Raw genomic sequence first — 26,737 nt, 5'->3', positions numbered from 1 at the left:
TTTTTTTCGCAATTGCCTGTTTTATATTACCCATCAAACGTTTGCGCAATTTTTAGCGATTTTAGTCTCGCTAAATATCTTTATTTTAGAAGTTGATGCCTGTTACGGGTACTAACCATTTCTAAACACAAATGAAAACTAAAATCCTTTTACTGTTAATGCTTCAGTGCATTGGGAACTTTATTTATGCCCAATCATTAAAACCTTATAATCTTTCCTTTCCTAAACTCGCCAACAGGTGGGATGAAGCCATGCCCTTGGGAAATGGTATGTTAGGTGTTTTAATATGGGAAAAAAACAATAAACTACGCCTTTCATTAGATCGTGCAGATCTGTGGGATGAACGTAAGGCGCTTGATATTTCGAAGCTTAATTTTAAGTGGGTAGAAGAGCAGGTTCATCAAAACAACTATGCCGCTGTTCAAAAAATAGGCGATGAACCTTATGATAACAGTCCATATCCAACCAAACTACCTGCAGCGGCAATGGAATTTGATATTGCTAGGCTAGGTAAAGTAATATCGAATGAGTTGGATATCGAAACGGCCTTAAACACGGTAAAATTTGAAAATGGTACTATTTTTAACTGTTATATCCATGCCGCCCAGCAGCAGGGCTATTTTAGTTTCGAAAATCTTAAATCTACGGCGATCATACCTAACTTAATTGTGCATAATTACGCCAATAATTTGGTGGAAAAAGGCGATAATAGCCATGCGGGTGAGGGTTTGCAAAAACTGGGCTATGCAAAAGGAACAGTTGTCAATACTTCAAATAGTGTCCGTTACCGTCAGCCTATTTACCAGGATCATTATTATGAAGTGTTGGTTCAATGGAAAATAATGGCGAACGGGAATCTAATCGGTTCCTGGACCATTAGTAATGATAAAGCTGCAAAATTACCTGGTATTTCTTCAATGGCGAATGAGCCTACGGGCTGGGATTCTCATACCAAATGGTGGAAAGATTTCTGGAATAAATCGAATATTTCTGTTCCGGATCAGCTTATTCAAAAACAATACTATTTAGAAATGTATAAATTAGGGTGTGTAGCCAGAAAAGGCGCACCGGCCATTACCCTGCAGGCCGTTTGGACTGCAGATAATGGCAGCTTACCACCCTGGAAAGGCGATTTTCACAATGATTTAAATACCCAATTGAGTTATTGGCCAACATATACCGCTAATCACTTAGCTGAAGGTGCCACTTTTACCGATTGGCTATGGAAAATCAGAAAAAATAACCTGATCTATACCAAACAGTATTTTGGTGTTGAAGGCTTAAACGTTCCTGGTGTAGTTACTTTAAATGGCGATCCGATGGGTGGATGGATCCAGTATTCGCTTTCGCCAACCGTAAGCGCATGGACCTCGCAACATTTTTATTGGCAGTGGAAATATAGCATGGATAAAGCGTTTCTTAACACCAGGGCCTATCCATATATTCATGAAGCGGCAATCTACCTGGAGAATATTACCAGGTTGAAAGATGGCAAACGTTCACTGCCTTTAAGCTCTAGTCCGGAGTATAACGATAACAGCATAAAAGCCTGGTTTTTAAACTGGACCAACTATGATTTGTCGTTAGCGAAGTTCTTATTTAAAGCTGCGGCCGAAGTAAGCAAAGCAAAAGGTAACATACACGAAAGCACACATTGGACAGAAGTACTAAAGCAGTTGCCTGATTATGAAATAAATGAAACTGGTTTTACCATTGCACCTGGATCTAATTTAACAAGCTCCCACAGGCATTTTTCGCAGTATATGGCCATTTATCCACTCGATTTATTGGATGTTAACCACGGGCAGGATAAAACCATTATCGATAACTCCTTAAAACGGTTAGAAGAAATTGGTACAAGGGCATGGTGTGGTTATTCTTTTAGCTGGATGGCTTCTTTATATGCAAGGGCTTACAAGGCCGATAAGGCGGTAAAGCAACTGGAAATTTTTGCATCCAATTTCTGTTCACCTAACAGTTTTCATTTAAATGGCGATCAAAAAGGAGGGCAGTACTCTGATTTTACTTATCGTCCGTTTACCTTGGAAGGAAATTTTGCTTTTGCACAGGGGGTTCAGGAACTTTTATTGCAAAGCAGAAATGGTTATATACAGGCATTCCCGGCTGTACCGCAAAGCTGGAAAGATGTAGTTTTTAATAATCTACGTGCTGAAGGTGCCTTTTTAGTAAGCGGGAATAAAGAAAACGGTGTGCCAACAAAAGTAAAAGTATATGCAGAAAAAGCGGGCGTGCTTAGAATTAAACTGCCTTTTAAAACCTATGTGGTAAGAGATATGCCTGCGGGAAGTGTAAAAATGGGTGATGATGGAATTGCCGAAGTAAGCCTGAGAAAAAAACAGACTATCGTTTTTGAAAACGGATATGAATAATATCCTTAACTAGAATGATGAATTAACCACAAAGAACGCTAAGGGTTTCGCAAAGTAAGCAAAGGACTAAGCTGATGTTATTAAGCGTGAGGGATAGAAGCGGAAAGCCCATAGCGAGGCACGAGCGATGACTTGCAGCGCATAGCCCGACCCCTTGCTCAGCTTGGGGGCACGCCCAAAATACACGATGCATCAGTATAAATTAAAGTAACCACATCATCGATTATTTCTGGCCAGACACCATGATAAACGGTTTGCTGATTTCCTTTCCGTTTTGATCTATTATCGTTTCTGTCATTTTCTTTACTTCAATATTCGAAAATCCCGATTGTTTGAAAAACGATTTTACTTCATCAATCTCATAAAATGTAAAATCTAACTGTGTCCAGGGCAGGTCGCCACCAAAGTTTTTTTCAACAAAGGCCAGGTTCATTTTTCCCCCCGGTTTTAACACACGGTAGCTTTCAGCTAAGTATTTTAGCGGATCCGGCCAGAAATAAATGGTATTCGCCGTAAAACAATAATCGAAGAAATTATCCTGAAAATCGAGTTTATTATCAGTTGTTTTAATGAACTCTACAGCATTACCATCAGCCTTGTAAGTAAAAAAGGCTTCTTTTATTGCAGATTCAGTATAGTAAGTACCAGAGTAACCGATGTTTTTTGCTTTTTGAAACAAATAAGAGAGGTGTTCGGTGTTGGCTGGGCCAATTTCTAATACTTTTTCATCTGTTTTTAGCGGTAAATCTTGTAAGAGTTTAAAAATTAGGGTGTTTTTGGGTGGGAGAGCGTTAGTTTTTTGATCTTGCATTAATGTGTTTAGGTTTTCTTGCTCCTCCATGGTGTCGTTATTAGTATCTTGCGGTGCATTTCGCAATTGGGCAAAATTGAAAAATAGTAGCCCTACGCTTTTACATCAAAAGGATTTTCTTTTACAAAAAACCGAATTGTGGATAACCCCATTACTTTAGTTCCGCTTTTTTTGTGATAATTGCCATTATGGGAATCAATGTTGGAAAGGATTACGGCGCCTGGAAAAAGGTAGGGGGCAGCTTTGATGATCTTCCGGTTCGGGGAGGATTGGTAACAGAAAGGAAGGAGAAGTACAGTTTTTCTTTTAGCGATGCCGAATTGGTACAGATCAATATCCCTGGTATTTATATCGTATATGGCGACATCATGTTTAAACAGCAACAGATGTATTTCAGGCCCACTTACGATGTGCCTGATATGGTTAAACTGCGTTTTACGCTCTCCGGCAATGGCACTATTTTTAACCGGGTAAATAAGCAGCAGTATATCTTTAATTCCAACCAGCAGAATATTATTTACATGCCTGAGCTTGATGGTACAGGCGAATATGATACCGGCCATAGCTACCGCTTTTTTGAGGTACATTTTGCTAAAGAAAAGTTTCTGCAACTGGCAGAACATTCCACCAAAGCATTGCAGGTTTTGGCAGATTATGCCGATACGGGGCGTTATACGCAGCTGGCGGAGCAAAATCTTCCCATTTCATGGGCCATGCAACACTGCATCCGCGATATTCTAGATTGCGGTTACCCCGAAGGCCTAAAACAGATGTTTATCGAATCGAAATGCATTGAGCTGCTGGTGCTCCAGGCCGAAGCTTTTGAACGTGCCATTAACCAAAAACAGCCTGCAGTTTTACATTCTTCCTACGATAGGGATTGTCTTTATCAGGCAAGAGATTACCTCATTGCCAATATCCACCAGCCGCCATCGGTTGCAGAACTGGCTAAAATATGCGGCATTAACGAATTTAAACTTAAACAAGGCTTTAAAGGCCTGTTTGATAACAGCATATTCGGTTATTTAAGTGATTACAGGCTTAACCATGCAAAAGAGCTGTTGCTTGAGGGGCTATCCATAAAATCGGTGGCATTTATGCTTGGTTATTCATCTGTACAGCACTTCAGCAATGCTTTCAGAAAGAAATTTGCAGTTACGCCGGGGAAGTTAAAAAGTTAAACCGATTTCCTGCTAAATGCTCATCATGTGGAGCACGAATATTCAGGATAGTTTAGGCACTTTGCTAGCCAACTTTAATAAAAACACAGGTTTTACCGAAGCACGCCTGTCAATCCCAAGGGCCGGGAAATCAAAAAAACAGTAGCACAACAGAACAAATGGCACTATCAAACCTAAAACGCAGTGGTTTTGTGTTTCATGTTTGCAAAAACCTTTCATTTTGCACTAACAAACAAAACAAGTGCCGCTGTTTTTTTGATGTGTGCGGGGATGGTGAAAAAGGCCCCTTGCTGGATTGACAAAGCGCTTTGGGTACTTTGAAGCGCCAAAGTACCATGCCCCAGCGGCATAGAGCGGTAGAAGAATTATAATCAATTGTGTCCGAACAATAGGTTAACGTCCCAAAAAAAATAATTGCTAATTTTAGGTGATATCTGATCAAAAACAGCCACATACTATTAAAAGCATAGTAATCATGACAGCAACATCCACTAAAGAGCAGCCCAGCCAGCGCGAAGCACTTTTTATGAAACTCTACAAAGAAGCTTTTCCTTTGGTGGCCAGGCACGTAAGCAAGATGGGCGGATCATTTGAGGAAGCGAAAGACATTTTTCAGGATGCACTGGTGGTGTATTACGAGAAAGTACAGGTTTCGGGGCTGAGGCTGAAGTATCAGGAGAAAGCCTATTTATTTGGGATTGCCAAATATTTATGGATCAAACGTTATAAAGAAAACGATAAGAATGTTTCCTTTAATCAGCTTGGCCCCATTCTTAATGAAGAGATCGATTTGGCAGATACCGGATATGAAGAAGTTTCTTCGGGGAAACTGATGCATTTACTGGAGCAGGCCGGACAGAAATGTATGCAGTTGCTCAGTGCTTTCTATTACGAAAAACTGGATATGGAAACACTGGCAGGGCGTTTTGGCTTTTCTGGCGCACGTTCTGCAACCGCCCAAAAATTTAAATGCCTCGAAAAAGTGAAAGAAACGGTTAAAGCAAAATCCTTAAAATATGAAGACATCGTTGAATGAGCTCCGTTTGATAGAGCATTACCTGCTGTCGGATGATAAGGATGGAGAGCGTTTCCTGTTCGAAGCCAAAATGATCCTGCAGCCTGGACTCAAGCAGCAGGTTTACTGGCAAAACAAAACTTATCAAATGGTGCGTGATTACGGGCGGAAGCAGCTGAAAAATGAAATAGAAAACATACACGAAACGCTGTTTAATACCGATGCGCATCAAAGCTTCAGGCAAAAGGTAATGCGTTTGTTCAGCAAATAAACAATCAATTTAATTTATACATCATGCTCCATTATGGGGGCAGAGGCATTGTTATGCCTAAAATTTAAAATCAATATGATGGATATCAACAAAGAATTCCGCCTTTATGCGGTAAAACACCAAGGCTTAAACGGCCTTTATGTAGATCAGTATATGGGCAGAACAGCTGCTCATACCATGCCTGTTGCCATGACACCCTATATTACCGAAGAACGCCAGCTGAATGTGGCACAGATGGATGTTTTCTCGCGGTTGATGATGGACCGGATTATTTTTTTAGGGGAAGCCGTTGATGAGCGGAATGCAAATGTGATACAGGCACAATTGCTTTTTTTGCAGTCGGTTGATACCAAAAACGACATCCAACTGTATATCAATTCGCCCGGTGGGTCGGTGTACGCTGGCTTTGGCATTTATGACACCATGCAATATATCGCGCCTGATGTGGCCACCATTTGTACGGGCATTGCACTTTCTATGGGTTCGGTATTGTTGTGCGCGGGCGCTGCGGGTAAACGTTCGGCCCTGCAGCACTCGAGGGTCATGATTCATCAAACTTCGGGTGGGGCAGAGGGAACCGCCATTGATATGGATATCAGGATCAGGGAGGTGTTAAAAGTCCAGTCGGATCTGTACCATATTTTGGCGAAACATAGCGGGCAAAGTTATGAGCGGATAAATAAAATTGCCAGTCGCGATTATTGGATGACCGCCATCGAAGCAAAGGAATTTGGAATGATAGATGAGGTGTTAACGCGTGGGGAATAGGGTTTTGTTTGATTTAGAATAAGTTATGGCTTTTGTAATCCATTCCTCACTCAAGCCGCCTTTTGAGAATAGGCTTGGTTTAGGATGATATTATTCTTTATCTTAGATACAAACTAATTAACACTCGTTATGGATTTTATGTCGATCGCTGTTTTCACTATTCAAATTCTGGTAGTTGTTACGATCATTTACTTTATATTAAGTAGATTGGATAATATCAGTAAATCTAATTATCACAGAAATGAGCTTTTAAAAGGGATTTTGGATGAACTCAAGCGTAAGAACGAGAATAAAAACTAAATCCAGCTTAGCGCAAGTTTTAGTACCCCTAGGCAAAGTATAGGCCTGACTTGTGCTCAATAATTCCGTCAATTAAATTTCTGCTAAGCACAAGTCAGCCAGCCCACTAGCTTAACACTAAGACTTGCGCTAGTAATGGGCACCAATAAACTTTTCATAATAATTGAAATACTCCTTAGTTGCACAATGTACAGTTCTGAAATTAAGCCACTTTGCCCAATATTATTATAATAAAGTTCTAAACTTCTATAAATTTAGCTTACGAATATCAAGGCTAAACATAAACTTCTGCATTAGACAAGTCATGTTTCAGTTTATTTAATTGTTTTTGTCATGATTGCTGTCACTAATGTAAGGCTCTATACATTTTATATGTCTAATGTGTTCTTTTCGTTCTACTATAAATTGACCAATTGTTCAGCTTATGGCATAATTTATAATCATAAATCATAAATTTTTGGAATTCATAGATCCCGAAAGAAACTTTCGCAGTATCGTTCTGGAGAAAGATTTTCCCAAAATCAATTCTTATTCTATGATCATTAAAGGAATTTGGACTTAGATTGATAATGTCTTCATTCTTTTTATCAGAATTAATATATATAATATTAAATTTATTTGTTCTATCTGGCCAATTCTCATTAACCAATGTTGTTTTAATTATAAATATAGTATCTGGCTTTGATATTAAAATATTAAATAGTCGTTTGTCATCTAATATTGTAGTTATAACTTCGTTTGTATCATTTGCTGGAGTGCGTGACTTAATACTACTTTTACATGCGATAAAGCAAAAAAATATCAGGAAAAGGTATGTTTTGTTTGCCATTTTATTGTCTTGATTTTACTCTATAATATCTTATGGTTGTAGTATCAAAAGTCTTCCGTCATGAAATCTTAATCCTTTTTCTTCGGAACAACAATCTTCTACATAACTATAGTAGTTTGTCGTGTCATTAAGCAGTTTTACTAAATTCTCGTCACCAAAATAGATTTTTTTGCCATTGTCATAAGTTCCTGAACAAACGCCGTCTGGAAAATTAAATCGAATAGCAATTCCTATTTCAGGAGGAACTTGCCCTTTGTGCCATTTTAGGTTATTCCAAGGTGGACTACTATTCAGCCAGGAGTTAATTTGAGATTCAGTAGTTTTAAAGACAATGCTAAACTCTTCTTCCAGTGGTTCGTAATTGTCAGTAACCTCGATATTACTAATAGAATCACTAATTGATAAACCAGTTCTTTCTTCAAAAACAGTTTTTGGCTCGCTTGATGAGCAGCTTAAAAGAAAAAAAAATAGGATATAGATGTATTGTCGCATTGTAATGGTTGCTAACCGTTTCTTTATTTGTGTTATGGAACGTAAATCAAGTTGATGTCGACAATATATTTATTATCTTTTTCCCTTACCTCAGCGTTAAGTACTAAATCACTTAAACCCTCATTTTTAGTGAAGAGATCAATTAGCACGTTCCAATAATCACCATAACAAATGTAAACAGAAGTATCCCAAGTTTCTTCTGGTAAATCAACAAGTTCCTCTCCGTATTCCTCGATGTATTCTTGTATTTGTTCCGCAGTTATGTCTGAAACAGGATTTACATTATTTACGCCTAAACTTAGGTTGTAGTCCTTATTTACAAATGCCTTAACTATGTTTTTAAAAATTGGTCTCCACACTTGTGGTATTGGAAGTTCTTCTTCTTCCTTTTTTTCTACTAGGATTTCAATCATTGTTTAAATGTTTGTTAACTCTTAAATATACGCAACAATAATTTAGCAAATATTAGATTTCAGCTAGCTAAGGTATTTCTACCTTATCATATTTGCGTATTTGAAGAAGTGCTTATTCGTGTTAAAACACATCTAGCGCAAGCCTCAGCGCCTTTAGCCAAAGTATGGGCCTGACTCGTGCTTAAATCCTTCAATAATCTCTGCTAAGCACAAGTCATCCAGCCCACTAGCTTAACACTAAGACTTGCGCTAGTGATGGAACAAGCGAAATACCTGCGAATGGAGAGAGGGGCACTGGAGTAAAGCTTCGTAGAAGCGATGCAGGGACATGTTCATGCAATAAATTCGAGACTTCGAACTTACACACCTCTATCTGCTGATCAACCATCAATCTTTGACATAGGGAAAAGATAAGAATGCATTGTGGATTTTACATATCTTTCACATCTTAAATCCATGAAGACCTATCTAACAATCGTAACTCTACTGTTAACGTTCTTTCAGTCGAGCGCTCAGACACAGCTTAATGATAGTGAAATTGCAAAAACCATGCAAACGCTTGCTGACACAACAATCATTGTTCAATTCCCTAGTGTTTGGAATTCTAGCCCTCAACTTTACCTCTTAAGCAAGAAGGGAGACACAATAAATACCTACATTTACCAGCGCCCAAAATATAGAAAGACAACTAGTAAAGTACCAAATGGGGTAGCTAGAGCTATTTGGCTCAAAGATTTAAGCGAATATAGAAGTGAGTCTGTAAGGATCAATAGGTATTTTACCATCAAAGATACTGACCCAGATACGCTTAGAAAGCTATGGGATGATGTGGTAAAGTTGCAGCTGTGGCGCACTAAGGACGATGCCATCGAGGGTTCTGGCTGCCCCACGAAAAAGGGTTCCTATCTTAAAGTCGAAGATGGTGGGGGAGTGTACATTCTTTTAATTAGCAGAGCTGAGATCAAACCGTTAAACTTTTATGATCCACAAGAATTTGAAAAGTATTGCCCTGGAAGGAAAGGGAGGCAAACGGCTATTAAATTGTCCAGTATGGTTTATAAAATCTTTAAAGAGTGATAGAGGCCTTACAAATTGAAGTTTGCAGGTTTCAATTTGAAGGGTCAAATCACATCTAGCGCAAGTCTTAGGGCACATGGCCAAAGTATAGGCCTGACTTGTGCCTAATAAATCCCTCAATTAAGCACAAGTCATCCGGCCCACTAGCTTAGACGCTGAGACTTGCACTAGTAATGGTAAAAAAAAGATCCCCGTTTGGCCGTTAATTTGGATAATTCCATTCCAGACAGCCATAATTTTAGTATATTAGGTTAATCAAAAGGGATGATAACCCAAATCAATCCATCTGATTAAAAATCCCCCAAAAAAAACTATTCTAAAGTCCACCTTCATGCCACATTTACCCCACGTTTAGGCCACCTTCCGGCCAGGCCTGCCAGGTACTTGCTTGCATATTGCGTCGCACTTGCTTTGCTTGAGTTATAGCTCTGGTCTAGATCATTTAGGTTAAAGATTTGCGTAGCTTCAGATTGGCAGGTTAACTATAGCTAAATAAAATGTAAAGAGAAGGTTATCTTAAGGTATGGTTGGTGTATGGCTTTGTCGGAGACTTGGTAAGGGACAATAACCGGCCATTCGGGATTTTTGGGATCAATCGCAAAAGTTGGGGGGATAGAATAATTAGTTTCTTTTGTAGCTTATCACAAGTACAAATTCACATCTAGCGCAAGTCTTAGTGCCTCTAGCCGAAAGCAAAGGCACGGCTTGTGTTTTAAAATCCATCAATTAAATCTCTGCTAAGTACAAGTCATCCAGTCCACTAGCGTAGACGCTAAGACTTGCGCTAGTACGCAATTATTAGATAAAAACTATCTCCCTGATTAAACAGCTGTCAACTTTCAAATGATCAAATAAATCCTTTACTTAGGGTATGCAAGATCTGCTAAATAGATTTCAAATTAACTTCTATAAAGATAAAGGACGCCCGTCTATTATTTGCCATAATGATATTAGTAGATATTTATATGTATGGCGAACCGAGGATATGATATTGGATTTTTTAAATGATATAGATTTATGTTTATCAGGTAAATATGAAGAAATAGAAGACCCTTGGTGGGATGATGGCTTAATAAAACTTTATGGAAATCTACAGCCTTCTTATTTGCAAGTGTTTACTTCTGATAAGATTGATGATAAAGTTATATTAGGTAAAACACCTTTATTCACTATTCCATTAACTGAATTTAGAGTAATTCTTTTAGCTTGGAAGAAGTTTATAAATGAAAGTGGCTTTTACAAGTAAGTATGACAATAATTTTACATCTAGCGCAAGTCTTAGCACGCCTGGGTCAAGTATAGGCCTGACTTATGCCTAATAAATCCGTCAATTAAATCTCTGCTAAGCACAAGCCATCCAGATCATTAGCGTAGACGCTAAGATTTGCGCTGGTAATGAACATAATTTAACCACAGATAAAAAGATGCACACAGATATAAAAATCCGTGTTTATCTGTGTACATCTGTGGCTAAAAACCTTAACTTAATAAAATAGGGCTTGCGCTAGTGATGGATTAACCACCCCGCCCTTTGGGCACCCCTCCTAAATTAGGGAGGGGTGTTTTCCCTCATAGCTGTATAAGGTAAATGGCCAATTAAACTTTTTACGTTTATAGTGTAGCTGCTAAACCGATAGTTTCATTATATTCAAAACACTCAACAGACTTACACCAGGCATCGCAGTCTGACAGCCAATCATAAATCATTTTATATGCAGCAGTAATTTCGGCAGAAAATTTTAAGGTTGCGCCTTCAAAATCATCCTCCTGAAAGATGTAGGCATTTAATCCAACATATAGTAGTTCAGAAAGATGCTCCACATCAAATTGGCCAACAGCTTGTAGGTGATAACCCAGGTTTATGGCATAACGCTGAAAGGTTTCTTCATTGGCCAGAAGTTTTGTTTTGGTAAGCAGGTTGATGATATTGTTTACATCATAAAGGGCGTTGGCAATGGTAATGGGTTTGTGTTTGCCAGAGCGCGGATCAGGCCCGATAGCTGCGCTAAGCATTTCAGTAAGGAATTGATTAACTTCTGATAAACCAATCATATCGAAATAGGCTTCAATCAGTTTCCGGAATTCTGTTACAGCTGCTACCTGACCTGGGAGCTGTGTGTTTGGGTTTTTACAATTGTTGTTCTGCATAACATTTGATAAAAAGTTCCTGAGTGCTGCAGAACAACAATTAACTCTTTTCAGAGATATTGAAAGATGCGGGTCTAAGCCGCTCACTCAGGAATATTGTGAAATTTTTAATTTATTTTATGTTTCTCCGATTAAGTTAAAAGATATTGTTAATTACTGTTCTGCATCGCTAAGATAAATACAATAAAATAATTCATGAAATCTTTTTGAAGAATAGCGCATAAATAAAGGCAGTTCCATACTTGCAGCTCGCAGTTCTATACTTTCAGTTCATAGTTCCATCAGCGCAGTTAACAACATTATACTTGCAGTTGGTAGGTTTATACTTGCGGTTGATAGTTCTATACTTTCAGTTCGCAGTTCTATACTTGCAGTTGATAGTTCTATCAGCGCAGTTAACAACATTATACTTGCAGTTGATAGTTCTATACTTGCAGTTAGTAGTTCTACACTTGCAGTTGATAGTTCTATCAGTGCAGTTAAAAACTTTATAATTGCAGTTGGCAGGTTTATGCTTGCAGTTAATAGTTCTATACTTTCAGTTCATGGTTGTGAACTTGAAGTATGTTATTCAAAGTTTTAGTAAGTAACTCAAACTAAGTAGAAGGCTGTTTAAATATTGCAATATGTAATATCAGTTTCGGAATAGGTTACCCAGTATTATGAAAATCAATAATGAAAGCACAAGTCATCCAGCCCGTTAGCCTAGGCACTAAGACTTGCGCTAGTAGGGGTGCTTAATAAATCCGTGAATTAAATCTCTGCTAAGCAGAAGTCATCCAGCCCACTTGCTTAAACGCTAAGACTTGCGCTAGTAATGGTTAACATACAAAAGGCGTAGTTAAAAGCTGTGAATTAATTAAAGAATTAAAAGTTCACATTAGTATCGATAATTAATTTCCATCTCGTAATCAGTAGAATCCCAAGTATTTTGTAACATTTTAATAAGTGCATCAAGAATTTTAATTAATTCTGCTGTAGGAAATGGACTTCTGCTATAAAACAATTTAAAATCCTTATCCGTTGTGGGAATGGCCTGTAGTTCTGCAATGGAAATATATACCCCTTTATTCTGTATGATAGTTTTAACAGTTTGAAGGACTTGAACCATTGTCTGTTCCTCTGAAGAATTTTCTATATACAAATCCCAGCATAGTGCAAAGTATCCGCTTTCATGACCATTTATAATGCTTGAATGATATCTCGAAATACGATTTTTATTTACAAGAACATATTGATTCTTTTTAAACTCTTCATTAATAAAATAAATTGCTAACTGCATAAATATGTTTGATATATAAAATCCTTTATCATCCTTGTAATCTATAAAATCTACATTCATAATTTTAGTAATTTATTTTTATCAATTTATTAATTTCACATCTAGCGCAAGTCTTAGCGCCTGGCCAAAGTATAGGCCTGACTTGTGCTTAATAAATCCGTCCCATGCGCGTGCGCTAGCGAGGATACTTAACAAAAGAGATACTATAATCCTATTTATTGGATAAATCATGTTTATAAGGAAGCGAGATTAAAAAGCTCTTCCACTCTTGTAAAATGTCTAAAAAATCCTGTAAAGGTATCACGATATCTGCTCCCCCTCCTTCGTTAAAAACGACCCTAGCTGGTGGAGAAAATATCTCTGCTACTACCTCATAACTCCCAATAATTGTATAACCATTAGTGTTAGAATTAAATGCATTAAGGCTCATTATTTCATCAACAACCCAATCAACTCCATCTGGCCCTAGAGAATCCATAAAACTGGCGACATCTCCATTAATAGTTCCATTTGAGTCTGTATCTGAATAAACATTCGGTCTTTTTCTACCATCATCATCAGAAAAGACTCTAAAATTCAAATGATACTGTTTTGCTTTATTCATGTTTATTAAAAATTTAATTGAAAATAACTGTAATGATCATTAAATGTATTTTGAAGATTATACCTATGATAATTTACATGTTTAATATCTACATGTGTCCCATCCATTAATGTGCTTTCATAAGTAGTCTGATACCATCTATCTGTTCTTCCATGTTCACATCTAGCGCAAGTCTTAGCGCCTGGCCAAAGTATAGGACTGACTTGTGCTTAATAAATCTGTCAATTAAAGCTCCGCTAAGCAGTCTTTATTTTACTGAATAATCGTTAAAGATCGTATCTGTTATGTAAATAGGGCTTTCATACCTAAGTGCCATGGCAATTGAATCCGCTGGCCTTGCATCAATTTATATTAATTCAGCGTCTTTAGCGTAACATAAGGATGAATAATAGTGACCATCATTGATGCTGTGTATTAGAACATAATTTAATTTATAACCAATTGCGTCAATAGTTGATTTAAAAACATCTTGAATCATAGGACGAACGGGAATTAATCCCTCCACTACAATGGCAATAGCTTGTGCTTCCACCTGTCCAATAACCATTTCTAATTGTTCCTTACTGCTATCCTTATTAAAAAGAAGTAATTTATATGTTCCATCACCCTTATCAAAGAATCTCTTCCATTTGCTTTTGGCGTGATGTATATCTTGAATATTTAGTTCTATCCAATTAGATTTCTTTTCCATTAATAGGTTAATTAGATGCGTCGTGGCTTTTTAAACTTAATTAGATACGCGTAAAATAGGAAAAACCGCTCTAAAACGCAAGCTTAGTCGCTCACCACTTGCGAACTGAGAAAATGTATGAGAATCAGTAGTTGCATAGCAACGGGATTCGATCTATGTTATACACAAGCGACTGGCGAGATATTTGACCAAATATCGTGACGGTCGCGCAGCATTTTCGATTGCGCAGGTGAGCTGAAAAGTGGAATGCGATTAGATTTATCCAGGATGAAGCGCAGCGCTCAATCTCCTTTATATTTCCTCCATTCTTTCCAACCTATTTCCTAATCCATTCCCTTTTCTTAGTTTTGAGCTTTAAACAAAGAATAAGATGAATCATTGGTTAGTCAAATCAGAGCCTTTTAAATACAGTTGGGAAAAATTTAATCAGGATGGCCGTACTTTTTGGGATGGCGTTCGTAATTATCAGGCGCGGAATAACCTAAAAGCCATGCAGGAAGGGGATTTGGTGCTTTTTTATCACAGTAATGAAGGTAAAAATGTTGTGGGGATTGCCAAAGTGGTAAGGGAGTTTTATCAGGATCCAACTACCGATGATGCCAACTGGGTAGTGGTTGATTTATCGCCTGTAGAAAGCCTGAAAAATCCGGTTTCGCTGGAGCAGATCAAAGCTGAGCCGAGTTTGGTTGATATTTCATTGGTTAGACAAGGACGTTTATCGGTAATGCCGCTTAAGGCTACTGAGTTTGATAAGATTTTGGAAATGGGAAGTTGATTAGTTTGGAGTTGGGGTTTTCAGTTTGGAGTTTTCCCGCTAAGCGCCTAATGCTACGCACTAAAGTTTGGAGTTGGGCTTTTGGAGTGGATTAACCGCTTTAAACAATTAACCGAGATAATCTGTCTATATAGATCTCTCCATTTCGCTGCGCTACAGTCGAGATGACGATCATTCTATTAGAATCTATACGATCAAACCATTCAACCAATGACCAATGAACTACTAAACCACACTATTTCTCTTACTCAGCGTAATCCCCAGCGTCATTACAATACTCGAGCCCAATACCACGAGGAATAAAAACGGCGTACCCACTTCCTGTATTTTTAGTGAGGCGGGCAGGTTGAAATAAAGTAAAATACTGATCAGTCCGCGGGGGGCGATGTATAAAATCGGACTAAGGTTTTCTTTTTTGAATATTTTGAGAAATACCACTCTGATGACGTAAATCGATATTAAAATGAAAAAGCCGTTGGCCAGTACAATTGTATTGTTCAAATCGCCAATATTCATAGTAAAGCCAAAAATAACGAAGAAAAAAGTACGCAGAATAAAAGCGCTTTCGGCTGATAACTGATAAAGCTGGGATAAATCGGCTGTTAAATTTTTATATAAAAAGACACTTCTGAACCAGGCATTTTCAATCGTATCGGCATTGTTCAGAAATAGGCCTGTGCTCAAAATCAACACCAGAGAGGATAGGTGGTAAGACTGACCAATGGCATAAACCAGAATCAGTATGGCTATAATTAAGAAGAATTTAATGTGGTGTACCAATCGGCCCATTACGTATAACAACACCACACAGGCAATGGCCGATAGTAAAAGGATGAGGAAGGTACTTAAGCCCAAACCAATAAAAGCAGAGGTATTGATCGAATGATTAGTAATGGCAAAATTGAAGATGATAATCCCTAAAATATCAGAGAAAGAAGATTCATAAATTACAAATTCTTTATCGGTATTGTTTAATGCCGCTGCCGAAGGGATGGCAATGGCTGAGCTGATTACGCTAAAGGGAATGGCATTTGCAATACAGGTATATAAATCGTGGTGGGTGATCTGGTAAATGATACTGGTGATGACCACGATAGTTCCCATTAAAATGGTTAAGGCAGAGAAAAAAGCACTGCGTATAACCTTGTTTTTATGCCGGTCGTATTTAAGCTCGAGAGAACCCTCAAAAACAATTAAAATTAAGCCTACGGTACCCAATGTGGGTAGGATAGAGAGGAAATTGAAGGTTTGTATTTTAAGGTTATCGACCAGCAAACGTAAACCAATACCTAAAAGGAGCAGCAATAAAACCGATGGTACTTTGGTTTTACTTGCCACTAAATCAAACAGATAAGAGAAGATTACTAATCCGCTTAAAATAATAAGAATGGTATAAGTTGTCATATTTTTCAGCGTAGGGTAAACCGCTAAAATAAAACAATCATGCTAAGCAGAAAGAAATTTAATGTAAAAATTATGCTTTAAAGAAAAGCGCCTTCAGTTCGCTGGCGTCATCAGGGTTCATTTTTCCACCCAAAACCAAACGCAATTGCCTGCGGCGTAAAGCGCCGTCAAATAAGTCAATTTCTTCGGGTGTTTCTGGTATTAGTTCTGGCACAGGGATGGTACGGGCACTCTGATCTAGCGCAACAAAGGTATAATAAGCCTCATTACTTTTTTGGCGTGCACCACTTGGAATATTCTCTGACCAAACATCTAAACGGACTTCTACTGAGGTATTAAAAGCCCTTGTTACTTTGGCCTCAATGGTAATCACATCACCTAATTTAATAGGTTGTTTAAAAGAAACGTTATCAACCGAAGCAGTTACCACAATACGGTTACAGTGTTTCTGAGCCGAAATTGCCGCTGCAATATCCATCCAATGGAGCAAGCGCCCACCCATTAAGTTGTTTAAGGTATTGGTATCGTTTGGTAATACCAATTCGTTCATGATGGTAAAACTTTCTCTGGCAAATTTCTTTTTTAGACTCATTTGATGGCAAAAGTAAGTAAAATGTGGGTAAAATGGTATTGCAAATAGATCCGGGCGGATTTAGAAGTTGTTTCTGCGGTTATCTATGTAATTAGTGGGAAAAGTATGCGCCAGTATGTTCCCGCAGATTCAATAGATTATCGCAGATTTAGAGCCTGTTTAAATTTTTATAACAAATATAAATAGCTTTTGCTGTCACACTGAGCGTAGTCGAAGTGCTTTATTAATGCGTTGAAATGGTCTTCGACTACGCTCAGACTGAGATACGAAATGAATTTTATTTAATTTTAAACAGGCTCTTATTATTTGTTTTTAAGCGGAGATCTGCGTAATCAGCGGAAAGATGCTCTTTTTTGCACATAACTAAGCATTATGTTTGCCACGGAAGCACGAAAAACACGGAAAAACTTTAATCTCTTCTGTGATTTCTGTGTTTCAGTGGCTAATTAATTTTTGCACAGGCGTTGTGTTTTAAAAGCGATTCCTTAGATTCTAGTGGATTGAAGGGATGTTTTTTCTGCGGTGATCTGCGAAATCAGCGGGAAATAACTTGCGAACATCTTCCTTTAATCCAAAAACAATTCACCAGCTATCATGTTATCCATACAAAAAAATCCAAATTAATGCAAAACCAGACCCTGATCCAATTTTTCCATTGGTATTATAATGAAGAACAAAATTTGTGGACTAAAGTAGCTGCCGAAGCGAGTCATTTAAAAGAAATTGGCATAACGTCTGTTTGGTTGCCACCAGCCTATAAATCAAACAATGCGGCTTATGATGTTGGTTATGCGGTTTACGACCTTTTCGATTTAGGCGAGTTCGATCAGAAAGGAAGTGTGAATACCAAACATGGCTCTAAAGATGAATATATCAAAGCGATTGAAGCACTGCACGATAATGAAATTGGCGTCTTGGCCGATGCGGTTTTTAACCACAAAGCCGGGGGCGATGAACTCGAAAAAATAGCCGTTAGAACTGTAAATCCAGAAAATAGAAACGAGTTTACCAGCGATGTTTTCGAAATAGAAGCCTGGACGAAGTTTACTTTCCCTGGGCGACAGGGTAAATATTCTGAATTTATATGGAATCATGAGTGTTTTAGTGGGGTAGACTGGGCCGAAGACCTCCAAAAAACGGCCATTTATTCGATCCAGAATTATTTGGGAGAAGGCTTTGAAGAGGTTCCTTCCACTGAATTGGGCAATTATGATTATCTGATGTTTAACGATATCGATTACCGCAACAGGGCTGTTATTGAAGAGTTAAAATATTGGGGCGAATGGATCGTTGAAACCACCAAAGTAGATGGTTTTCGGTTGGATGCGGTTAAACACATCAATCCGGATTTTATTGTAGAGTGGATCGATCACCTGAATCAAAAATTTAACCGCGAATTTTTTATTGTGGCCGAAGATTGGAATGTGGTGGACAGGGAAGGACAATTAAAATATATTGAAATTACAGGAGGCCGGACGCAAATATTTGATTCGCTTTTGCACCATAACTTTTTCCTGGCGAGTAAGGAAGAGGACTTTGATATGCGGACGATTTTTGATGGAACCCTGGTTCAGGTAAAGCCAGATCTGGCCGTAACATTTGTTGATAATCATGATTCGCAGCCTTTGCAGGCACTAGAATCTTATGTCGATTTTTGGTTCAGGCCTTTGGCTTATGCCATCATCCTGTTGCGTATGCAAGGTATTCCGTGTTTGTTCTTTCCTGATCTGTACGGAGGGATTTATGATGATAAAGACAAAGAGGGCGACGAGGTGCATGTGGAGTTAGTTGCAATTCCTGCAGTGGAAACCATGAGTAAAATCCGTACAGCCTTAGCCTACGGTGAGCAGCGCGATTATTTTGACCACGGCATTTGCGTAGGATGGACCCGCGCAGGTGATGAGGAACATGAAAATAGTGGCTTGGCGGTATTGTTAAGCACGGGAGAAGAAGGGTATAAAGAAATGGAAATTGGTAAACACTTTGCAGGAAAAACCTTTGTTGATGCTTTAGGTTATCGCCAGCAGGAAGTAACCATTGATGAAAACGGCTGGGCGGAGTTTCACTGCAATGCCGGAAGTGTATCGGTGTGGGTGTTGAAGGTGGGGTAAGGATTGCAATCCGTCAACGCCATGGTCTGTGTCCTCACAGACCATTTATCCGCAATTTCATCACAAGTGGTCTGTGAGGACATAGACCACGGAATGTGACTGTCAATTCCATGCCCAGGCTCAATATCTAATCCACGCGTCATTCCCGTGCAGACGGGAATCTTAATGCACCTTACGAACTCTGCTAACCTTTAAGATTCCGAAGAAATTACCTTCGGTGAGCTCGCAAAGGCTCGGTTCGGGATGACGCCCACATGTGACGATGGTGCGCAGAAAATTTATCATACCTTTCTTATTTAGAACATAAACCTTATGAGAAATAACGTATTTTTAAGATATGGAACGCGGTGGTTGTGTTTACATTATGACAAATGCCTTTAACACGGTTTATTACATCGGTGTTACCTCTGACTTACACTCAAGAGTAATTGATTATAAATGCAAAAGATATCCAACTTCCTTTACTGCCAAATACAATTGTATAAAGCTGGTATATTTTATGTTCTATCCTGGCATTGAGGAGGCAATTGCTGAAGAGAAGAAATTAAAGAAATGGAATAGGGATTGGAAAATTAAGTTGATTAGCGATAACAATCCTCAATGGCTAGATTTGTTTAATGAGGATTTGTGACTTTTTAATGTTAACACATTTGTTAATCTCTTAAAGATGAGAATCCGAAAACCTGGCGTAATGCATTACGATTCCCAATCGAGTTGGGAATGACGCGTGGATTTAACCTTACGCGTCATTCCCGTGCAGACTGAATTTCCTACAATAAAAATCGTCATTGCGAGGCACGAAGCAATCTTAATGCACTCGCTGGTAGCGATCGTTGTAAGATTGCTTCGTCGGCTGAAAAAGCCTTCTCGCAATGACGAATTTTATTCCTAAACTATCTACAAAAAGTTATCCTCAGCCCTGTAAGCCGAAATAACAGCCAGTTCGCCTTCTTTTCCGCCTTTCGAATTGCCATGCTCCATGCCCATAACCCCTTTATAACCTTTTTTATGCAGGTGTTTGAATAGGTTTTTATAATTGATTTCTCCGGTTGTAGGTTCTTTTCGGCCTGGATTATCACCAATCTGGATATAGGCAATTTCGTCCCAACAGCGGTCGATGGTTTTAATTAAGTCGCCTTCTGTACGTTGCATGTGATAAATATCGTAAAGGATTTTACACGAAGGACTTTTAACCGCTTTACAAACCGCATAGGTTTCATTTGTTTTTTGCAAGAAAAGCTCCGGGGTATCGCTCAAGGTTTCTAAAACCATAATCAAACCGTGGGGTTCAAAAATTTCGGCTCCGGCACGCATGGCATCAATTACATTGGCAAATTGATTGCCATAAGGCAGGTTGCGTTCATAAAACCCAGGTACTACGGTAAGCCATTTTGCATTACAGCGTTTTGCCGCTTCAACCGATTTTTTGCAGGTTTCTACAAATTTATCTTTAAATTCCTTTTTGCCGGTGGTTAAAGAGGTTTTCCAGTTATCGCCACCATCTACCACAAAAACGCCCATACGCATACCCAATTTCGCCAGCAGGTTTCCAATTTTTTCCTGTTCTTCTACTGAACGGTTTAGGTAGCCATTATCTTCGATTGAACGGAAACCTTTATCGTACATAAACTGGATCTGATCTAAGAAACTCTTGCCTGCGTGGTTTTCGAACATGCCCTGGTGTGGGGCATAATCCATGTTAAAAACCTTATCACTTAATGTATTATGCTTTTCCGCTGCAAAGGTGTTGGTAATTCCAGATCCTGTAGTTATTGCACCAGCAGTTAATAAGCTGTTTCTTATAAATTCACTTCTTTTCATCGGTTTGTTTTTAAACGGATAGGTGTTAGTGTGTAATTAATTTTTTGAACCCTGTAGTTAAGGTATCAGCTACTTTGCCATCTTTTTGATGGTACACAAAATAAGCTTCGAGATTTTTTCTGTTTTCTACAAAGGCAATGGCATCTTTAAGGTGCATGGCCATTAAGGCATTGTCGTAGCCATCGGCTGTAATGGCATCATTAGCGTACACTGTTATGCTGATCATTTCATTATCCAGCGGATAACCTGTTTTGGGATCGATCAGGTGTGAAATCTTTTTCTTTCCGCTCTGGTGAAATTTCCGATAGTTACCAGAGGTGGTGATTGCTCCTGAATTTATCGCGGCGATATGCCTGATTACCGGAGTCCCATCCTTATCCGGACCTTCAATACCGATCTTCATGGTTTCGCCATTGGGTTTAGGTCCTGAAATCCGAATTTCGCCCCCCAGTTCGGCCACGTACTGCTTAATTCCTTTTTTTTCGAGATAAGCGGCAATTAAATCAACGCTGTAACCCTGGGCAATTCCGTTTAAATCGATCTGCACGCAGGGCTTTAGTTTGCTTAATAAACCATTCTTTAATTTTAGGTTTTTCATGCCCACGCAGGCGAGTATCGATTTAATGACTGCTGGATCGGGCTCGTTTTTAGCCTCTTTTGGCCCAAAACCCCAGGCTTGTACCAATGGAGCAACCGTAATATCGAAAACACCTTTTGTATCCCGATTGATGTCGAAACTCCTTTTGAGCACATCATTTATAAAACGGTCGGTTTTGATTTCTTTTTTAGCCGCATTAAATTGATTTATCAATGATCCCTTTTTGTAAAGCGACATCGATAAATCAATTTCGTTTAATAAACTATCTATACCCGCCTTAGTGGCTAAACTATCAGTGGCATAGTACATTATAGCATAATCGGTTCCCTGCGCATAACCATTGATTTTGTATTGCCTCACTTCTTTTTTCAAGGAGAACGCAAAAATCAGTGGTAAAAGGAAAAGCAAAAACCTATAACGCATCAGTTTAGTTTTAGATCACCTTTGCTTGTCCGGGCATGGCGATAGGGTATAGTCCTTTTTCATCAGGCATTAACCTTGGATTCGCATCCCATGCAAAACGCTCTGGCATTAAACTGATGTTCGAAGCTAAAGCCTCATCCCATTTAATGGTTTGACCAGAGTAAGTAGCATAACGACCGATAATTGCAGAGAATGTGCTGGTTGCTGCATAGTCTACATTACTGAATTTATATTCTCCCTTAGAAACCGCATCGAACAATTCGTCGTGTTCTGTTTGGTAAGGATTTGCGTTTCCTTTAGTATTGTGGTTATACAGTTCTTTGCCACTGTAATCTTTCATAATGGCCTGATTGCTGCCTGAAAGAAAAATTTTGCCTTTGGTACCTTGAAAAGATTCATCCACACGGTTACTGATGCCTTCGAAATGTCGGCACTGGCTATGGATTACGGCGCCATCTGCATAAGTTAATTCTATAGAGTGGTTATCGTAAATCTCTCCGTAATCTTTTCCTGTTCTCCAGGCACGGCTACCTGTTCCCTGTACCGAAACCGGATGTCCGTTTTTTATCCAGTTGGCAATATCGATATTATGTACATGTTGCTCAACGATATGATCGCCGCATAACCAGTTGAAATAATACCAGTTTCTCATTTGGTATTCCATTTCGGTTTGGTTTGCTTTACGCGGACGTACCCAAACGCCACCACTGTTCCAGTATACCTGGCCCGACATGATATCGCCAATGGCACCATCGTTAATGCGTTTCATCGACTCGCGATAGTTGGTCTGGTAACGGCGCTGTAAACCTACTACAACATTTAATTTTTTCTTTTTGGCTTCTTCGGCTGCGGCCAATACCTTTCTAATGCCCGGTGCATCTACAGCAACAGGTTTCTCCATGAAAACTTGTTTGTTCTGTTTAACCGCTTCTTCGAAATGGATCGGGCGGAAGCCTGGAGGAGTTGTTAATAGCACTACATCGGCTAGTGGGATAGCTTTTAAATAAGCATCGAAACCTACAAACTGGCGTTCTTTTGGAACATCCATTTTTGCTGCAAATTTTCCGCTTAGCGATTGGTAACTACTGTCTAGGCGATCCTGAAAAGCATCGGCCATAGCCACCAGTTTAATATTGAATTTAGTGCTCAAGGCCTGGAAAGCGGCTCCTGTTCCACGGTCGCCACAGCCAATTAAGGCAATTTTAATCGTGTCTGATCCTGAAGCATAAGCGCCGGCCAATGGGATACTGCTTAACATTGCACCGCCTGCGAGCATTGCAGTAGCTTTTAAAAAATCGCGACGATCTTGTTGGTTGATTGGTTTTTTCATGTGTTTAGTTTTTATTTTGGTTAGATAGTGTCGGTTAAAAGTCTTTTATAGGTTGTTTATTGTAATAAGCATCGATTTCGGCTTTTGATGGCGTTTTAGCTGGTCGTACTAAACGCATGCCTACAAATGGCGCTTCGGGGAACCACCAATTGCTTTTCGGGATCTGTGGATCTAATTGTTTCCATGATGGATCAGACGCTAACCTAACTGTTGATGTCAGGTTGTTCGGTGTTTCATCATAAGAGCCACCGCGAACTACATTTGGGTAGAGTTTTTCGGGTACTGCCACAGGGTTTTGTGCAGTTTTATCCTTGCTTTTGCTATAGAAATCAGCGATATACTGGTCGTAAGTCCATTCGCTCACGTTACCATGCATATCAAATAATCCCCAGGCGTTTGGTTTTTTTTGCCCTACCTGATGCGTTTTATTGTCGCTATTATCCTTATACCAGGCATAATCTCCTAATTTGGTTGCATCATTGCCAAAAGAATAATTGGTTTCCGTACCTGCTTTACAGGCATATTCCCATTCGGCTTCTGTTGGTAAACGGTAGAAAATACCTGTACGCACATAAAGCCATTTGCAAAACTGGATGGCATTATATTGTGTCATTGCTACCGCTGGCTGGTGCTCTTTACCCATGCCAAAAGTCATATCTAGATAAGGTTTTGTAGGTCTGGTTACGGCATCTACCTCGGCTGGAATAGCACTTATGCTGGCTTGTTTTTCGTAATCGCGATAAAGAAAGGGTTCAAAAATATCCCAGGTTACTTCATGTTTTCCAATCCAGAAAGCATCGAGTTTAACCTCATGAACGGGTTGTTCATCAGGTTTCCCTGTTTTACTTCCCATCTTAAATTTGCCTGCTGGTATAGCCTGCATATCGAATTTTAATTTTGTTCCATTAATGGATTGTGTGTACGATTCACTAGAAGTTTGTGCTGAAATCTGTGCACAAGGATAGGCGATTAATGCTACGGCAATTAACTTTTTAAACATAATTTTTGGTTAGATACACTTGTTTTCTAAGTGTTTATCTGTTTACTTTCTGAAACGCTAAAGTAAATAACCGCATTTAAAACAAAGAAAATTTATGTAACAATAAAGGTAAGAAATGTAACATTAAAAGTCAAACTGACAATTAAAGTTGTCGCCATCCTGAGGGATAATTTATTTTGTAAAAATCAATAAAGATGACAAAGGATCTTTTTTGGAGTAATAGGCTACGAGGAATCGTCATTGCGAGAAGGCTTTTTCAGCCGACGAAGCAATCTTACAACGATCGCTACTAGCGTGCGCTTTAAGATTGCTTCGTTCCTCGCAATGACGACCTTTCTATAGATTCTGTCAATGGTACTTGTTTCAGGATCTAATTGGCGCAGATCTTTTAAATCGATATTACTTTATAATCAATTGTCAAAGAGTGTTATAGGCGAAAGGTCTTTTACCACATAAGGAATATAAGGTCATTTAAGCTTATATTCCTTATACCGTTTGTTTTGCATTTTAACGCATCATAAATTGCAAGTTGACTTACCTTCTATCGGTAACCTTATTGCTGAGGTTGGTATAACCAATCAATGTATCCCATCGTGCACCGGGACGGCGATAATAAACGAAGATCTGATAGCTGTTTTCGGTCTGGAAGAATGCACCTTCGAAAGGTTTGGTTTCCATTGTCTTGGTGTCTTTATTAAACCAGGCAAACTCGTAATCGTATAGGCCCTGTTTAAGTATAACGTTCCCATAAAACTGTTTCCTGTTGGCATCATAGAGCAGTTTATTTTCATTGCTCATGGTATAATTGTTAAACCGGCCAACAACATAAGCATCGCCATTCGGGCTGGGTGCCGGAGCATTTAATGTAAATAAAACACTCATGTACTCTGCTTCTGTTTTATCGTCGCGTCCGTCGGTATTGCGGATAAAAAAGTTTCCATTTTCATCATACTGATTGGCAAATGCACCAACAGTTCTGGGTGCATCCTGAAAAAGCATCACATTTACGGATTGATTATCGCGATAAATATCTTTAACATTATCAGCCTTGTAACGCAAACTCCTCGTATCAAATTTTCTAAATTCGTTGTCTCCCCAAAAATCATTCGTATTGAGGTCGTTATAAACCAATTGGTTTGGCCTTACAAAAGATGGTTTAGTATTAACCTGGATAGTATTGGCATTAAAATTTTGCATCACGACTGCTTTTATATCCTGGTAGGGGTTAGGGATGGGAAAAGTATGGTTAATGGTGAAATTGATTTTTTGTTTGTAGTTTCTGTTTTCAACCTGCATGGAATTGTTTACTTCTGCCGCTACGGCAACCTGACTATCGAGAATGTAGAAGCGTTGCGAAATAACAGGTTGGTTTTTATCACCGTCTAAATAAACTTTTAGCACATAATTACCCCCAATTTTTGGCTGGATTTGGGTATTGGGTAAACTGATTTCGTAATGAGTGTATTTTCTTGTGGTGTTGGAAGAGTAGCGGTAATTGATGATGCGGTCGTCGTTAAAACTACCCAAATAATCGATGCTCGAAATTTTAGAAGTTTCCCATTCTGCGGTGCAATGCTCTATGGTATACCAGTAGTTTTTGGTGCCTGCAAGTAAATCGTCGAACGAAAAAGTTATCGTTTCTGAAGAATTGAGCATAATTACAGGTAGGCTCTGCTCTTTATTACTGTTATAGCAAAGTACAGTTTTAATATTTGGAAGATAAATTTTATTCCCATTGGTAAACGTTTTGTCGTTTTGCGCAAAGGCCAGGGTAGAAATGAAAAATAAAACCGGAATTAATATTTTCTGCATGGCTAAAAGTAAAGTTTTATTGGGAAGTGGCAAAACCGAATTGTGTATGGTTGCCACGGAAGCACGGATGAACACGGAAGATTCCCGTGCCTCGTCAAGCTTAACATCGAAGATTCTATTAGCACGATCGTCATTCCCGCGCAGGCCTATCGTGTGGACACATCTTTTGTTAACTCTATATTTGTTTTTTTAGTATATTTCATTAAGGCGGTCGTCATGCTGTCCCGAATGTTCGGGATCAGCATCTTTCCAGCTACAAAAAGGCATTTATTTCGAAAAAACATTAATTAAGCAAACATTGTCTTTCCGCTCTATGCCGCGGTGGCATGGTACTTTGGAGCGCCAAAGTACCCAAAGCGCTCTGTCAATCCAGCAATGGGCCTTTTACACAACCCTGCTCACATCAAAAAAACAGCGGCACTTCGTTTTGTGTTCAATATTTCTTAAAACTTTAAATTAGCTTTATGAACACAAAACCACTGCGTTTTAGGTTTGAAAATGCTATTTTTTCTTTCCTGCACCTGTTTTTTTGATTTCCCGGGCCCTTGGGATTGACGGCGTTCTTCGGTTATAACAGTGTGTTATTCGAGGAAGTTGGC

At 38.9% G+C, this 26,737-nt stretch carries 23 protein-coding genes and 1 pseudogene; 10 read left to right on the top strand and 14 right to left on the bottom strand.

Annotated elements, in window-relative coordinates; all coding sequences use genetic code 11:
- Positions 1-131: 131 nt before the first annotated feature.
- Entirely contained in the window at positions 132-2,390 is a 2,259-nt protein-coding gene (locus tag ACTJKN_RS14990) for a glycosyl hydrolase family 95 catalytic domain-containing protein (protein WP_440826185.1), read from the top strand.
- A gap of 223 nt (positions 2,391-2,613) precedes the next feature.
- Here ACTJKN_RS14990 and ACTJKN_RS14985 read toward each other — a convergent pair whose 3' ends face one another.
- The gene (locus tag ACTJKN_RS14985) at positions 2,614-3,201 is read right to left on the bottom strand and encodes a class I SAM-dependent methyltransferase (protein ID WP_440826183.1); all 588 of its coding nucleotides are present in this window, start codon (positions 3,199-3,201) and stop codon (positions 2,614-2,616) included.
- 188 nt (positions 3,202-3,389) lie between these two features.
- Here ACTJKN_RS14985 and ACTJKN_RS14980 point away from each other — a divergent pair, with 188 nt between their 5' ends.
- The 4 genes from ACTJKN_RS14980 (at position 3,390) to ACTJKN_RS14965 (ending at position 6,436) form a co-directional block, all read left to right on the top strand.
- A complete protein-coding gene (locus tag ACTJKN_RS14980) occupies positions 3,390-4,382 on the top strand; it encodes a helix-turn-helix domain-containing protein (RefSeq protein WP_440826181.1) in 993 nt (330 codons plus the stop codon).
- A gap of 475 nt (positions 4,383-4,857) precedes the next feature.
- A complete protein-coding gene (locus tag ACTJKN_RS14975) occupies positions 4,858-5,418 on the top strand; it encodes an RNA polymerase sigma factor (protein WP_440826180.1) in 561 nt (186 codons plus the stop codon).
- Positions 5,399-5,668 carry a hypothetical protein gene (locus ACTJKN_RS14970; protein ID WP_440826178.1) on the top strand — a complete coding sequence of 90 codons (270 nt, stop codon included), beginning with the start codon at positions 5,399-5,401 and terminating at the stop codon, positions 5,666-5,668. The genes ACTJKN_RS14975 and ACTJKN_RS14970 overlap by 20 nt, the downstream gene beginning before the upstream one ends.
- Before the next feature lie 78 nt (positions 5,669-5,746).
- Positions 5,747-6,436 carry an ATP-dependent Clp protease proteolytic subunit gene (locus ACTJKN_RS14965; RefSeq protein WP_440826559.1) on the top strand — a complete coding sequence of 230 codons (690 nt, stop codon included), beginning with the start codon at positions 5,747-5,749 and terminating at the stop codon, positions 6,434-6,436.
- Positions 6,437-7,595: 1,159 nt separating this feature from the next.
- Here the strand turns inward: ACTJKN_RS14965 and ACTJKN_RS14960 are convergent.
- Both ACTJKN_RS14960 and ACTJKN_RS14955 read right to left on the bottom strand, forming a co-directional pair.
- Positions 7,596-8,057 (bottom strand): hypothetical protein, encoded by a 462-nt coding sequence (locus ACTJKN_RS14960; RefSeq protein ID WP_440826176.1) that lies wholly within the window; start codon positions 8,055-8,057, stop codon positions 7,596-7,598.
- Between the two features lie 32 nt (positions 8,058-8,089).
- The gene (locus ACTJKN_RS14955) at positions 8,090-8,470 is read right to left on the bottom strand and encodes a DUF7668 domain-containing protein (RefSeq protein ID WP_440826174.1); all 381 of its coding nucleotides are present in this window, start codon (positions 8,468-8,470) and stop codon (positions 8,090-8,092) included.
- A 456-nt stretch (positions 8,471-8,926) separates the two neighbouring features.
- Here ACTJKN_RS14955 and ACTJKN_RS14950 point away from each other — a divergent pair, with 456 nt between their 5' ends.
- Positions 8,927-9,547: a hypothetical protein gene (locus ACTJKN_RS14950; RefSeq protein WP_440826172.1), complete on the top strand. Its 621-nt coding sequence runs from the start codon at positions 8,927-8,929 to the stop codon at positions 9,545-9,547.
- Between the two features lie 871 nt (positions 9,548-10,418).
- Positions 10,419-10,793, top strand: a complete 375-nt coding sequence (locus tag ACTJKN_RS14945) for a hypothetical protein (protein ID WP_440826170.1) — start codon at positions 10,419-10,421, stop codon at positions 10,791-10,793.
- A 365-nt stretch (positions 10,794-11,158) separates the two neighbouring features.
- On the opposite strand, the gene ACTJKN_RS14940 is transcribed toward ACTJKN_RS14945, so the two are convergent.
- The 4 genes and pseudogenes from ACTJKN_RS14940 to ACTJKN_RS14925 all read right to left on the bottom strand — a co-directional run bounded on the left by ACTJKN_RS14940 (position 11,159) and on the right by ACTJKN_RS14925 (position 14,272).
- Positions 11,159-11,695, bottom strand: coding sequence for a hypothetical protein (locus ACTJKN_RS14940; RefSeq protein WP_440826168.1), 537 nt, complete (start codon positions 11,693-11,695; stop codon positions 11,159-11,161).
- A gap of 880 nt (positions 11,696-12,575) precedes the next feature.
- A complete protein-coding gene (locus tag ACTJKN_RS14935; protein ID WP_440826166.1) occupies positions 12,576-13,037 on the bottom strand; it encodes a hypothetical protein in 462 nt (153 codons plus the stop codon).
- Between the two features lie 151 nt (positions 13,038-13,188).
- Positions 13,189-13,581: a hypothetical protein gene (locus tag ACTJKN_RS14930; protein ID WP_440826164.1), complete on the bottom strand. Its 393-nt coding sequence runs from the start codon at positions 13,579-13,581 to the stop codon at positions 13,189-13,191.
- Positions 13,582-13,828: 247 nt separating this feature from the next.
- Positions 13,829-14,272 (bottom strand): annotated as a pseudogene (locus tag ACTJKN_RS14925) (bifunctional nuclease family protein).
- Positions 14,273-14,642: 370 nt separating this feature from the next.
- On the opposite strand from ACTJKN_RS14925, the gene ACTJKN_RS14920 reads away from it, so the two are divergent.
- On the top strand, positions 14,643-15,047 hold the full coding sequence (locus tag ACTJKN_RS14920) for an EVE domain-containing protein (RefSeq protein ID WP_440826162.1): 405 nt from the start codon (positions 14,643-14,645) through the stop codon (positions 15,045-15,047).
- 225 nt (positions 15,048-15,272) lie between these two features.
- On the opposite strand, the gene ACTJKN_RS14915 is transcribed toward ACTJKN_RS14920, so the two are convergent.
- Positions 15,273-16,451, bottom strand: a complete 1,179-nt coding sequence (locus ACTJKN_RS14915; protein WP_440826160.1) for a sodium:proton antiporter — start codon at positions 16,449-16,451, stop codon at positions 15,273-15,275.
- 70 nt (positions 16,452-16,521) lie between these two features.
- Positions 16,522-17,043: an acyl-CoA thioesterase gene (locus ACTJKN_RS14910; protein ID WP_440826159.1), complete on the bottom strand. Its 522-nt coding sequence runs from the start codon at positions 17,041-17,043 to the stop codon at positions 16,522-16,524.
- A 623-nt stretch (positions 17,044-17,666) separates the two neighbouring features.
- Here ACTJKN_RS14910 and ACTJKN_RS14905 point away from each other — a divergent pair.
- Positions 17,667-19,154 (top strand): alpha-amylase, encoded by a 1,488-nt coding sequence (locus tag ACTJKN_RS14905; protein ID WP_440826157.1) that lies wholly within the window; start codon positions 17,667-17,669, stop codon positions 19,152-19,154.
- A 337-nt stretch (positions 19,155-19,491) separates the two neighbouring features.
- Entirely contained in the window at positions 19,492-19,785 is a 294-nt protein-coding gene (locus tag ACTJKN_RS14900; protein ID WP_440826155.1) for a GIY-YIG nuclease family protein, read from the top strand.
- Positions 19,786-20,051: 266 nt separating this feature from the next.
- Here the strand turns inward: ACTJKN_RS14900 and ACTJKN_RS14895 are convergent, their stop codons facing one another.
- From ACTJKN_RS14895 to ACTJKN_RS14875, 5 genes are all read right to left on the bottom strand, one after another.
- Complete coding sequence (locus ACTJKN_RS14895) at positions 20,052-20,975, bottom strand: hydroxypyruvate isomerase family protein (protein ID WP_440826153.1); 924 nt, start codon at positions 20,973-20,975, stop codon at positions 20,052-20,054.
- A gap of 25 nt (positions 20,976-21,000) precedes the next feature.
- Positions 21,001-21,996, bottom strand: a complete 996-nt coding sequence (locus ACTJKN_RS14890) for an FAD:protein FMN transferase (RefSeq protein WP_440826151.1) — start codon at positions 21,994-21,996, stop codon at positions 21,001-21,003.
- A 10-nt stretch (positions 21,997-22,006) separates the two neighbouring features.
- Entirely contained in the window at positions 22,007-23,326 is a 1,320-nt protein-coding gene (locus tag ACTJKN_RS14885) for a Gfo/Idh/MocA family oxidoreductase (protein ID WP_440826150.1), read from the bottom strand.
- Positions 23,327-23,360: 34 nt separating this feature from the next.
- Complete coding sequence (locus ACTJKN_RS14880; protein ID WP_440826148.1) at positions 23,361-24,326, bottom strand: formylglycine-generating enzyme family protein; 966 nt, start codon at positions 24,324-24,326, stop codon at positions 23,361-23,363.
- Positions 24,327-24,860: 534 nt separating this feature from the next.
- A complete protein-coding gene (locus tag ACTJKN_RS14875; protein WP_440826146.1) occupies positions 24,861-26,138 on the bottom strand; it encodes a DUF5103 domain-containing protein in 1,278 nt (425 codons plus the stop codon).
- Between the last annotated feature and the right edge of the window lie 599 nt (positions 26,139-26,737).

The sequence above is a fragment of the Pedobacter sp. 22163 genome (assembly GCF_052045595.1).
Lineage (GTDB): Bacteria > Bacteroidota > Bacteroidia > Sphingobacteriales > Sphingobacteriaceae > Pedobacter.
Note: the sequence above shows the minus strand (reverse complement) of the source record. Positions and strands in the feature narration are given on the sequence as shown.